The 13192-nt window shown below is 40.7% G+C and carries 6 protein-coding genes; 2 read left to right on the top strand and 4 right to left on the bottom strand.

What is annotated here, in order from left to right; all coding sequences use genetic code 11:
• Positions 1-12 precede the first annotated feature (12 nt).
• From ACFOWS_RS05040 to ACFOWS_RS05055, 4 genes are all read right to left on the bottom strand, one after another.
• Positions 13-1770: an alpha-L-rhamnosidase-related protein gene (locus tag ACFOWS_RS05040; RefSeq protein ID WP_379762867.1), complete on the bottom strand. Its 1758-nt coding sequence runs from the start codon at positions 1768-1770 to the stop codon at positions 13-15.
• An 89-nt stretch (positions 1771-1859) separates the two neighbouring features.
• Entirely contained in the window at positions 1860-5147 is a 3288-nt protein-coding gene (locus ACFOWS_RS05045) for a glycosyl hydrolase (RefSeq protein ID WP_379762868.1), read from the bottom strand.
• A gap of 2 nt (positions 5148-5149) precedes the next feature.
• The gene (locus ACFOWS_RS05050; protein ID WP_379762869.1) at positions 5150-6568 is read right to left on the bottom strand and encodes a sulfatase family protein; all 1419 of its coding nucleotides are present in this window, start codon (positions 6566-6568) and stop codon (positions 5150-5152) included.
• A 53-nt stretch (positions 6569-6621) separates the two neighbouring features.
• Positions 6622-8229, bottom strand: coding sequence for an arylsulfatase (locus ACFOWS_RS05055; protein ID WP_379762870.1), 1608 nt, complete (start codon positions 8227-8229; stop codon positions 6622-6624).
• Positions 8230-8541: 312 nt separating this feature from the next.
• On the opposite strand from ACFOWS_RS05055, the gene ACFOWS_RS05060 reads away from it, so the two are divergent.
• Both ACFOWS_RS05060 and ACFOWS_RS05065 read left to right on the top strand, forming a co-directional pair.
• Positions 8542-11382 carry a family 78 glycoside hydrolase catalytic domain gene (locus ACFOWS_RS05060; RefSeq protein ID WP_379762871.1) on the top strand — a complete coding sequence of 947 codons (2841 nt, stop codon included), beginning with the start codon at positions 8542-8544 and terminating at the stop codon, positions 11380-11382.
• Positions 11382-13085 (top strand): PQQ-dependent sugar dehydrogenase, encoded by a 1704-nt coding sequence (locus tag ACFOWS_RS05065; protein WP_379762872.1) that lies wholly within the window; start codon positions 11382-11384, stop codon positions 13083-13085. Before ACFOWS_RS05060 ends, ACFOWS_RS05065 begins: the two co-directional genes overlap by 1 nt.
• Positions 13086-13192: the final 107 nt, after the last annotated feature.

A 13192-nucleotide genomic window follows, 5' to 3' on the forward strand; every position in this document is an offset into this window, starting at 1 on the left:
GAATTTTCAGTTTTATTGGATTACGGTTAATCCATCAGGCGCTTCATATTCTGTTTTTATAGTACCATCAGCATTTCTTGTATGGCTTACTTTTAACACGCCATATTTTGTTGGGAAACTTCCTTTGGCCCATTTTAAATTTCCAAGATTGGGTTTGATTTCAATCTTTTCACCAGCATCCATTACATTGATTCCTAGTACATGTTGACTGAGCCATGCTGTTGGTCCGCTCGCCCAACCATGACATAGGCTGTGCCTGTAGCCTACATAACAATACTCACCAAAGTCACCATGGATGTCGAATTTGTTGGCAGGACTCAACTCATCAATACGTCCTGTGTTTTTGGTATCGAGGATATCAAAGTCTTCCCAAAAGGTTGTGGCTCCCAAATCGAGCATGCCGCCCCAATACTCGCGAATTACATTAAGAGCTCCATCATAGTCCCCGGCTTTGGCCATGGCTTCTAAAATGTAGTAGCCGTAAAACGTTGACATTCGCTCTACACCATCTTTCTTTAAAATGTTGGTATTGATTTTTTGGGCATCTTCCAAATCAGCCAATGCCATCAATGCGGCAGCTTGTTTGGTAGTGTTGTCCTTGGGCTTGTGCTTGCGAAGTCTTTCAGCTACTTTGCCATACTTTTTCTTGAGTTCTGGTTTTTCGTAAATCTCCATGATTTCACTTCCAGCCTCAAAGGTCATTACCATCATAGCCTGAAGCCCTGCGTGGACTGCCTCTGGAATTTCACTTGTGGGCCAATCCATAAACCGGCCTCCATCAAGGATTTCCTTATTGTCCTTGTCTATAAAAGATGCAAGTTGGTCTAAAAGTGCAATCATATAACTTTCTTGCTCCTTTAGATATTCAAGATCACCGTGATAGTCATAAATGTTTTTATGGATCAATAGCCACCACATGGAGTATGAGCTGATACCGTTCATCCATTGAGGCAGCGGATGTTGGTCCCGTGCCAGGTCCAAACTTTTGCGAACGATATCATGATTGCCAAAAACGGTATTTATCGTCATTACCTCAGGATGCATGTCGCCGACCCAAACCAGACGGTCTCTTTTAATGCCGTCCCAGAGATAGTCTTGCATGTTCAAATGGACAGTGTAAGCACCGGTGAGCCATATGTCATTGAGTCTTTCGTCGCTACTGTTGAAGGATCCCAAATAGGGAATGTCACGATAAACAAAAGCGGCTTCTACAGATTTAAGAGGAACTTCCTGATTGGCCTCGATCACATCAATACGCAGAAAGCGAAACCCTGTTTCACCTACCTCTATAGTGCCCAACCATGGTACTTCAACAATAAAATCACGCATGGAATGTTCGTTGGTGGCGTTGGTTTCCCCACCAATTTCCGACATGGCTTCCCCAACAGATTCACCAAAGCGCAAACGCAATTTTACTGGCGATTTATCCTTTTTGATACCCATGGCTATTTTAACACCGCCATGTATCTCTTTTCCATAATCCAAAAGGATTCCTGGCTTATGTTCCTGGGTGCTCTTGAGTTGAAAGAGATTATTCTCGTTGACGGCAAGTTGACCATTTCCCTTTTTTAAAAGCTGTTCTGGATTGATGAGAAATTGACCGGTATTGTCAGACTTCCAGATAACTTTTGAAGGGGTTAGATATACTTTGGTCATTTCTGAAGGTCGTGCTCTTTGAGACACATCCTTACCGAATGATGGCGGAAGTTGAGCGTTTAAACCTAAGGTACATACAAGAACAGCGATTATGAATAGGGTGTTTTGTTTCATATAGTTTTACTTTCCTTTAAAAATACTGGTGGGACAGAATTGATCCATCCTGTCCCATGCTGTGATTAAAATTTTGGATGTTAACTTTTCTACTCTACCAGACTTTTTATGGTAACCGGACCTAATAATCCTGACGGTATTAGCTCTTCCTCAGGTTCCGTGCTATCTACCAATACCCAAGTAGTGCGGTCCGATTCTGGCAGCGTCTTATCTCCTGTTAAACGATTGCGCCAGACATTTACAACTTCAACTTCTAGTTGATTTTCTCCTTCTTGGAGTAAATCGCCAAGTTTTAAGACATGTGGAGGCATCCAAGAGGTGCCTATTTCCGTTCCATTCAGTTTTACTGAAGCCATAACGCCAAGGTGACCCAAATCCAATACATATTCGGTTTTTTCTTCCTTTTTTATCTCAAACGAAGTAGAATAGGTAGCGGTGCCTGAGTAATATTTTACCTTAGGATTTTCGCTTTGGGTCCAATCCATAAGGTTATCCAATTGAATTGTTTCTTCTGGGCCAATGGTTTTATCTGAAAAGTTCAGTTCCCAATTGGTATTGAGCTCCTGAATAACTTTGTTTTTGGGAAAGTTGATTTGATGAGCATTGGCTACAGCGTTATTTTCTTTGTTGGTGAAAACAACAAACCAACTTTGTCCAGGCTGCATGACCAATGGCACTTTGGTATGGTTTTCTGTTTGAGTGTATTCACTTAGATGCCTTATTTTACCTGTCATGGCATTCCACAACTGTGGTTTTAATCCTTTAACCCTAAAAGAAGGCGCAAATTCCAGTTTTTCATCACCCTGATTGGTCAAAAAGTAAATATCCATTCCAGGAAGGCTTCTATGCGTCCATAGCGCAGGTACATCCGCATTTAAATCCACATCTTTTGGAATTTTTAGGTGAGTCAGGGCAGAATCTAAAGTCATGTTCTGCAAAACGGTGCCATCACCGTAGGTTTGTATTTTACTTGAGGCATCTTGCCACATTTTTTGCGCTAACTCTTCAACCTTGTTATCCGATTCTGGATAATTCTGCAAACTAGGGGATTTTTCCGGTTGACTTCCGTAGACTTTGCCACCTTCACTAATAAGTGATTCTATTTTTTCGAGCAGTTCGGGCCGCATAGTATTAAGTGAGGGCAAAACCATCATTTTATATCGCATCCCACTGGACAATACCAAGTCTCCATTTTCCACTTTCATATCATTTAAAATGACTTCGGCATTTATAAAATCATGGGAATATCCTTTAGGAATTTCCGGGTTTGTGGGGCCTGTCATCAAAGGGGTATTCTCTCCAATGAAGTAACAGATGTCTGCGGCATAGTTTCCTTGTTGTAGCAAATGCTGGCATCTGCGCAGGTAATCAAAATATGCCTTGGATTTTTCGAACCACGTATTGTGCCTGTTGAATTCGGTGCTGAACCAAGCATTGACGCCGGGAACCCTTGCATCATCGGGTTGATGTATGTAAAGATGCAATACAAAATGATTAATCCCTTCGGTATAGGACCAATCCCCCCTTTTCTTCAATAGTGCCGGATGTCTTACATAGCTTCTATGTGCAGCTGTAAAAGCTTCTGCCGATACCATTGGCTTGCCGTAAATATGAGCGGCCGAAGAAGCCGCCTTGCACTCGATATTTCCTAATGTGCCCTCATTCCAAAACTCGCCGGAAACCAAGCTGGATTGCCCGCCGTACATTAAAAATTCTGAAGGGAAGCCCCAATGCCCGTAGTTTTCAAGCCATAGTTTTAAATCGTTTTCTTCACTTATCTTTCTTAGACCTCCAACATATTCATAGGCTACTTTATCCGCAACCAGTCGTCTTACATCCCAAAGAAAACGCTCAGAGGCTTCAAGACTTTGAACAATTTTGCCTGAGTAAACGGGTAAAAAGGGTACTGGATCATAACCATACGTAGTCTCAAAGGTTTCCTTGAAATTATCGGTCCAGTTCTGTGAACCCATTTCATAACTATCTGCAATGACATATTTAAAGGCACTTTTGTTTTCTTCAGGAATCTTGTCAATGAACTTGCCTATGAATTGTTCAAAATGAAAGCGCACAAGTTCTTCGCTCATTTTATCAATTTCATAACCTTTTCCTTGTGGTGCAGAAGGAGCATTCTTGGTTCCGGTCGGTGTCATTCCAAAGCGTTGAATGGTCCATTCCCCTTCAGGTGCATTCCAAGAAAGTGTTCCATCAGCCTCCATTTTATCACTGACATCGATAACTTGGTCTTTAGCTATTTTTAAGGAGCTTTTTTCTATGGCTTCTTGCTGTTCCCACAAATAACTATTCCATGATGGAAATGGCGTTGGATGCATTTTGCCCAAACTTTTCTCCGAATAGTCCTCAAGTCCCACTGCCTCTGAAAACACTATTTCGGATAGGTTCCAAGCTTCTATTTTGGCGTTGGGGTAGGTATTGGATTGGAATACGTTGCCCTCGGCTTTAAATTTTATTCGAAATTGCTTGGCTTGCGTTTCGGGTAATGCAACCAATATTGGAGCATATCTATCTGGCCCCACGTTAGGACTCAATTTGCTTCGGTCTATATCAAAAGACCTGATTTTGGTATAAGTTCCGTCTGTATTTGCATATACCTCACATGTTGCCTTAAACTCATCAGTTGAGGGGATAAGTCGCAGACTTCTTGCAACAAAAGCTTCGTTGGCAGTAATATCGACTTGATAGTTTTCAACCGATTTTAAAAATCCGGCTACCGTTGTGGTATCCCTGTCTATGAGTTGGTCTACATTTTTGATGACTGGACTAACATTGATTTTTGCATTACTGCTGGAAAGCGTTTTCTCTTCGGATGCAATTGAAGGAAATGCGAGTACATAGGTGTCTTGGAACTCTGAGGTAGGTTTGGTCAGTTTTATCTTCACTTCTTGACCTCCTTTCACTTTGGCTTCAGAATAGGTCATATAGCGCATGGCCATTTCGGGTTTTACCCACGGCCCGCCTGATTGACTCCACCCTGGGCAGTTAAATGCACCGATGTCAACACCAAGACGTTTACCCTCGTTTACTGCATGGACCATATGATCCCACCAGTCCTCACTCAGCATGGGTACTTTACCGTCCACTTCATCTGGATTGATATTTCCAATCAATGCAGCCCCAATACCCGCTTTTTTCATAGCTTCCAAGTCTTTTGTGATGCCTTCTTTTGAAATATCATCACCTATCCAATACCAATAGCACCATAGGGTGTTGTCATCTGTTGGTTGTGAAAAATCTTCTTGAAGCTTTGTGAAATTTAAAGCAGGTTGTTCGTTTTTAACTTCGCATGAAGTGAATAACAGTAACAGTACATAAAGTATGGGTAATGCTAATTGATAAGTGCTTCTATTTGTTTTCATAATCAAGGGGTTGTTTGTTTGGCCTCGTTTTTTAATCTGTTATAAATTCTACGCTGTTCTGTTAAAATGGTTTTGTAGTTTGAATCCTCGGTCAGATTTTTTGTCTCGAACGGATCAAGTTTTAAATCATACAAGGTCTCATAGTTATGCTCAGTAAAATTCATATATGAAAAATCCTTACTGACAACGCCTTCAACATTGGGTAGTTCAGGGCTCTGAAACACACTATGTTCATAAAAAAAAGTAGTTCTTTCAGACGAATTAAATTTATCACTGTTAAGGTCTAAACCTTGCATTTGCTTAGGGGCCTGAACGCCTGCAAAACCAAGAATGGTTGGTGCTATGTCAATGTTGAGAACAATATCTTTACTATGCTTTCTAAGATTTTCCATGTTGTTTCTTGGGTCATGAAAAATCATGGGGACTCGTATTGATTCCTGATGACCATACCATTTTCCGGCAAGTCCATGCTCGCCCAAATACATGCCATTGTCGCTTGTGAAAATCAATATTGTGTTATCTGCAATTCCCATTTGCTCAAGTTTCGCCCTCAAATCTCCAATTACTTGGTCCACCCCGCTGATTAAGCGATAATAGTTTTTTACACTTTCTTGATACTTTTCTTCAGTTTCAAATCTCAATTTCCAACGTATTCGGGCAATGTTTTTTTCAGTTCTAAAAAAATCTGGAAAAGAGTCCCAATACTGGCTTTGGGCCGTTTCCGGTTTTTTAATGGTTATATCATTGTATAGGCTATCAAACTTAGGATCCGGAATAAATTGCCTTGGATCTCCATCTTCAGCATGTGGTGCTTTAAAGCTTACCGACAAACAAAACGGTTCATCACCCTTTGTTGAATTTAAAAAACGGTCTATATGATTGGCCACCATTTGGGTGTGGTGCAGATAATTGCCTTTTTCGTCTTTGTTCTCGTAGTTGGGTTGATGCTTCTCTTCAACTGCCCAAAAATCAAAAGACTTTTTAGGTTGGTCTTTAGGATTTCCTACACCGTACTTGCCAATAAACCCAATCTTGTATCCATTTTGTTTCAGCAGCAACGGATAGGTTTGATTTAGGGCCTCTTGCGAAAAACTGGTATAAAAATCCTGTATGCCATGCATCAAAGAGTATTGGCCGCTCAAAATACTTGCTCTGCTTACAGCGCAAATTGATGTGGTCACATAAGCATTTTCCATGTGCACTCCACTTCGGGCCAAAGCGTCTATGTTTGGGGTTTGGATGATGGGGTTTCCACTTGCTCCCAAAGCATCCCAACGTTGATCATCAGTAAGAAGGAATATTATATTTGGTTTTTGATTTTTAATGGGATTAGGCCCCTTTTTGCACGAAAATGATAATAGTAATGTGCTCAGTACAATTGCTGAATAATAAAGTTTTTTATGGTTGGGTTTTTCGGGCATGTTTCTCTCTAATTTATTCGGGAAGTTTTTGGTTAAACCTGCACAGTCGACAATTAATTTTTATTGATTGGATATTTTTGCTTTAAAGAATGGGGCATGGCAGATGGCACATAAGTTTCACCAGAACCCCGATCTCCCTGTGGTTTGTAATGGGGACTTTCATGTGTACTTTCTGGCGTATAATCATTGTTATTGCTCGTTAGTTTCCACCAGGACATCCACTTTTTCTCCAATTTGTTGACCATGTCAGGATGTTTACTGGCAAGGTCATGGGTTTCCAAAGGGTCTTTTTTTAAGTCGTATAACTCCCATCCATTCCCATCAACTTCTACCAGCCCCCAGTTGTTGGTTCGTATGGCGCGGTTATCCATAAATTGAAAGAACATAGGTTCATTTCTTTGCCAAGACTTGTTTTCTAGGATTTTAATAAAAGATTGACCGGAAAAACCCATGTTCTCCTTATCTCTTTTTGGTTCTTCTTGCGTTGCTAATTCAAGGAGGGTAGGGGCTATATCGACCACATGAAGAGGTTGTTGATTGGTCCTGTTGGTTTTTAAAATGCCTTTGGGCCAAAAGGCAATGGCACCGGTTTTTATACCTCCATTGTGCTGGCTGATTTTATAGAGACGGTTTGGGGCTACACTTGCGTACGCCCATCCAGTACCAGGTTGGTAATTGGAACCAACATCGCCTGGCAAAAGGTTTTTTTTGAGCATTTCATCATCCATGACTGAGAAAGAGTCGGTGCCATTATCGCTTAAAAATAGTATTAATGTATTGTTGAGAACGTCAGTTTCTTCCAGGGCAGTGATGACTTTCCCGATACCTGAATCCATATGTTCCACCATGGCGGCAAACACAGACATTCTTAGATCCTCCAATTCTTTTTGGCTGGGTGACAATGTTTCCCAAAGCGGTAGGTTTTTTGGGTAAGCTGGAAGTGGAACTTGCTTTTCAACAATGCCCAAATGTTTTTGTTTTCTGATTCGTGCGTCACGGATGTTCTCCCAACCCTGAAGATACTGTCCCCTGTACTTCATTATTTCTTCTTTTGGAGCCTGAAGGGGGTTGTGCGGTGCCTGATAACTTAAATAAAGGAAAAAAGGTTTGTCCTTTAGTTTAGAACTCTGCTTTATAAAGCTGGCCGCATGCTCTGAAAATGCATCTGTGCTGTAAAAATTCTCCCCAAAATCGCTAAAAGGCTCATGATTCAATCTATAATCTGGGCTTCCCTCAAAATAGCTTGAATAACCTCCAAGAAAACCAAAAAAATAGTCAAAACCCTTCTCCATTGGATTTCCTGCCAAATGCCATTTGCCAATAATTCCGGTGTGATAATTCCTTTTTTTGAGCATTTCGGCTAAATTTTCTCCCTTTTTAATGCCATAACCCGTTTCCGGCCACCATTTTCCTGTTAGCATTGAACTTCTAGAAATAACACACATGCCGGCATTGTTCATGTTGGCCAGCCGTACGCCATTTGCGGCCAAATTATCAAGGTGAGGTGTTTTTATTTCACTACCGTAACAGCCAAGGTCACTGTAACCCAGATCATCTGCTACAATTAGTATAATGTTGGGTCTCGTGGATTCTTGACCTACGGAGGACCAACAAAATAGGATCACTAGCAATAAAAGAAGGGGTTCACTTTTCTTGTACATTTCTATGTCTGAGTTAGTGGCCAACAGCACTGTCGCGCCTAATTATGGTGGTAATAAAAGGATAAATCCAACTTTCTTCATCCTGCACAATACTGGTATTGTAAAGTTTTGATTAAAATTAGCGTACATGGAAGTACAGGATACATTTAAACAGCTGCGGCCTTATCCTTGAGATCAAATTAAAAAAGAACTTATCTACGTTGAAATATATCAAGTCTTATTAATTTCTATTGGATTTGATTTGTTTGACGTAGGATATTTTTAGTAAAATAACCCGCATCAAAGTTGTCAAAAATGCCAAATCACCGTTTTATGAAGAACACAATACTTTTTATTTTCACTCTTATACTCCTTGTTTCTTGTAAAAATAAAGATACAGACAGGACAAGGATACAGATAGAAAAGGTGTCCGTTAACTACTTTAATAATCCTTTGGGAATCGATGATTTGACGCCCAGAATAAGTTGGGTCATGTATTCTGAGGGCAGAAACAGAAAGCAATCGGCGTATCAAATAAAGGTGGCGGATTCAAAAGAAGGCTTGGACGAAGAGGGTAACCTTTTGTGGGATTCAGATAAAACAATTTCAAGTCAAAATACACATATCCCATACGCCGGAAGACCACTGCAATCGGGCCAAATTTGTTATTTTAAAATTAGGGTTTGGGATGAAGATGATTCGGTATCTGATTGGAGTGAAGTAGGATTTTGGACAATGGGGCTACTGAACAAGGAAGATTGGAATGCCAAATGGATTGGGTTTAAAACCAAGGACAACGACCCAAAAGACCCACTTCATCTACCTGCTCCACCTTATTTGCGAAAATCATTTTCGGTAGAAGGAGAGGTCAAAAGGGCCACGCTATATGTAACCTCTCTAGGTGTTTTTGAAATGTCCTTGAATGGTGAAAAAATCGGCAATGACCTACTGGCCCCCGGATGGTCAGATTATGACAAAAGAATCTACTATAAGACTTATGATATCAGTGAAGATTTAGACCAAGGCACCAATGCAATGGGCGCTATTTTAGGTGATGGCTGGTATGCAGGGTATGTTGGCCCCAAAGTATTGTCCAATCCTAGAAACCGTGAGTTGTATGGTCTGCATCCAGCATTATTCTGTCAATTAGAAGTCGAATATGAAGATGGGAAAAAAGAAACAATAGTTTCGGACGAAAGTTGGAAAGCAAGTGAAGGCCCTTTGCGTTATGCAGATCTTTTGATGGGGACCGGGTACAATGCCAATTTGGAATTTGATGGATGGGATACTGCCGGTTATGATGACCAAAGTTGGGCCAATGTATATTTACATGAAGGTACCGAAGCTGCATTGGAAGCCTATCCAGGAAATAGCATCCAAGTGTATGACCAACTGGAGCCCATAGAAATTACGGAGCCAAATGAAGGTGTCTATGTTTTTAATTTGGGACAGAATTTTGCTGGGCATGCCAAATTAAAGGTGTCTGGAAATAAAAACGATACCATTGTAATCCGTTATGGTGAACGGCTTCACGATGATGGAAACTTGATGACGGAAAATCTCCGTTTTGCCAGGGCAACGGATACATATATTCTCAAAGGAGAGGGTACGGAAGAATGGGAACCTAAATTTACCTATCATGGATTTCAGTATATTGAGGTCACCGGATTAAAGAGTAAACCAGATAAAAATACTATTACTGGAATTGCTTTTGGTTCATCCATCCCCATGGTTAGTGAATTCACTTCTTCAGACGAAACATTGAACCGTATGTTTGAGAATGTGATATGGACGCAGCGCTCCAACTTTATGGAAGTGCCTACCGATAGTCCACAGCGAGACGAACGTTTGGGTTGGTTGGGTGACGTACAGATATTTTCAAAATCGGCCCTTTACAATGCAACCCTTGGAGCATTCAATGCCAAGTGGTTTGCAGATGTTCGAGATGCTCAGTACGATTTTGGGGCGTATTCCACATTTGCACCGAGACCTTATCCAGAATTGGTCTGGTTTTCCCCTGGGTGGATGGAAGCAGGTGTAATGGTGCCCTACAACACCTTTAAGTTTTATAACGACACTAAAATTGTTGAAGATCATTATGCGTCTATGACCCAGTTTATGGATTACCACATCGAAAAGAGTGGCAAAACAGACTACTTCTATCCAGAAAATTCTTGGACAGAAGTAAATCCTAAAGGCGGATTTGGAGACTGGTTATCCATGACCGATAAAAATCTGGCGCATGACATCATGGCCTCGATGTATTATCAATATGCACTAAAAATTATGGCCGAGATGAGTACTGCTATTGGAAAGGATGAGAAGGCAGCATACTACAAAGAAGTGTATGACAAATCCGTATCAGCTTTTATAAACCATTACATTGACGAGGATGGAAAATTTGTCATAACTGAAGATGCTTATGGTGATGGAAAGGGTTATTTTGAAGGTGAAAAAGGGTTTACCGGCCATACCCAATCAGCTTATGCAACTGTAATTTATTTTGATATACTACCAGATACCCTAAAAGAAAAAGCTGAAAAACACTTGGTGGACCTTCTCGAAGAAAACGACAACCTACCCTCATCCGGTATTTTGGGCATTCGGCAATTATTGCCCGCGTTATCTTCTGTGGGACGTGGAGATCTAGCATATCAGATTTTGTTGAAAAAGGATTATCCAAGTTGGGGCTTTCAGGTCAAGAATGGGGCCACAACCATTTGGGAACGCTGGAACAGCTACACGCCAGAAGCTGGTTTTAATGGAGAAATGAACGCTGAAATGAATTCTTTTAACCACTATGCTTTTGGAGCGTTTTCCCAGTTTCTTTTTGCTCAAATGGCCGGTATCAAAACCAAAGGTGCAGGTTTCAATAATATCATTATAAAACCCGATTTGGGAAATGGTTCGTTATCCCATGTTAAGGGGGAATATGGGTCTATAAATGGTAAAATCGTTTCTTCATGGTCAATAGAGGGAGCGTCCTTTTTGATGAAGGTTGAAGTACCTGTAAATACAAATGCAACCATTTATGTACCCTCCGTAGTAGATACACCCGTCATGGAAAACGGAGAAAATATTGACTTGGAATCTATAAAATTTGTTGAAGAGAAAGACGGATACAAGGTTTACGAAATAGGGTCTGGAAGTTACTCTTTTGAATCCAAAATATAGTGTTTGAAAAATCAGGAACTTTTCTTTTAATAAGGACATTTTACCTTTTTCTTATTGTATTCCAGTTCAGTGGATGTTGGTCAGAAACCAGAAATGAGTTTGGTGCTGCCATTAGTACCGATACGGATACGATAGAAATAGGTAGAAGAATTTTTGAGCAAAAATGTGCCCATTGTCACAACTTCAAGCAAGATGCCATTGGGCCTAATCTTGGTGGACTTACCAAGAGTGTTGAAACGGATTGGATAAGGCGGTTTATCAGAAATCCATTTAAAATGGTAGCTGAAAACGATGCCCGCTCAATTGCACTTCATAAGGAATACAAGATATACATGCCTGGCTTTGATGATTTTTCCAAAAATGAAGTGGACGCCTTGCTGAGTTACATGCATACTCACACCAAAAAGAAGTTACCTGATGAAAGCTCAATTCAGAATAGTATAAAGAATCCGATACCGGACACTCTGCGTTTTTCTAATTTAACGGCCAACTTGGAATTTGTGGCTCAAGTTCCGCCCTCGTCTGAAAAACCACCCTTGGCCCGGATAAATAAGCTGGAATGTACAGGAAGCTCAAAACGTATCTTCATCAATGATTTGAGGGGAGTCCTTTATGAACTTCAACAAGATACTTTGTTACCATATTTAACCATTTCTGACCATAGCAGAGACTTTATTCATGAGCCTGGGCTCGGTACAGGTTTAGGTAGCTTTGCATTTCACCCCGGTTTTGAAGAGAACGGATTGATCTATACAGCCCATTCTGAGAAAAAAGACAGCCACAAGGCCGATTTTTCGCTTCCTGACAGTATTCCAACGACATTACAATGGGTCATTTCGGAATGGAAAACAAAATATCCTGAAGAAGAACATTTCGTAGGTGCGGTTAGAGAGCTTTTGCGAATTGATTTTGTCAGCGGCATGCACGGAGTACAGGAAATTGCATTCAATCCCACCTCAAATAAAAACGATATGGATTATGGTATGCTCTATATTGGTGTTGGCGATGGAGGGAGTGTGGTTGAGGGTTATCCCCAAGTTGCTTTGCATGATGGCGACATGGTTTGGGGGACAATTTTACGGATTGATCCCATGGGAAAGAATAGTAAGAATGGCCAGTATGGGATTCCGAGCGATAATCCTTTTGTGAAATTTACGGATAAGCAGGAAGAAATATGGGCCTATGGTCTCCGCAACCCAAATAGGATAACTTGGAATGTTGATGGCAAGATGTACGCTAGTGATATTGGGCATAAAATAGTGGAAGAGGTCAACAAGATTGAACCGGGTAAATTTTACGGTTGGCCCATTCGCGAAGGTACCTTTATGCTCGACCCGTTTGAAAATCAAAGCTTGGCACTGAAGCTTCCCGAAGATGATGACGATTTTGGCGTAACCTATCCAGTAATACAGTATGATCATGATGATGGTGCCGCTATCAGCGGCGGATTCTTTTCTAGAGAGCCTCCCTTTCAAGGGAAATATATTTTTGGTGACATCCCAGAAGGCACAGTGTTTATATCAGATTTTTCAAAAGCTCACGGCAACATTGAAAAGTTGAATCTGACACACCAAGGTCAAAAGACCAATTTTGCAACACTTACAAAAAAACATCGGATTGACCTTAGGTTTGGCCAAGACTGCGATGGTAAAATCTACATGATGACCAAGGCGGATGGCAAAATTTATAGAATAGTTCCGTAAATACTGAATAAGATTTATTTGTCAATCAAAAAAAATATAGAGTGTCAGCATGGTGGTGCAGGATGGTGTTCTTTTACCCATAAATTAATATTGAGGTAACATAAAAA

This window comes from Flagellimonas marina (assembly GCF_042651185.1).
In the GTDB taxonomy this organism is placed as follows: Bacteria; Bacteroidota; Bacteroidia; order Flavobacteriales; family Flavobacteriaceae; genus Flagellimonas; species Flagellimonas marina.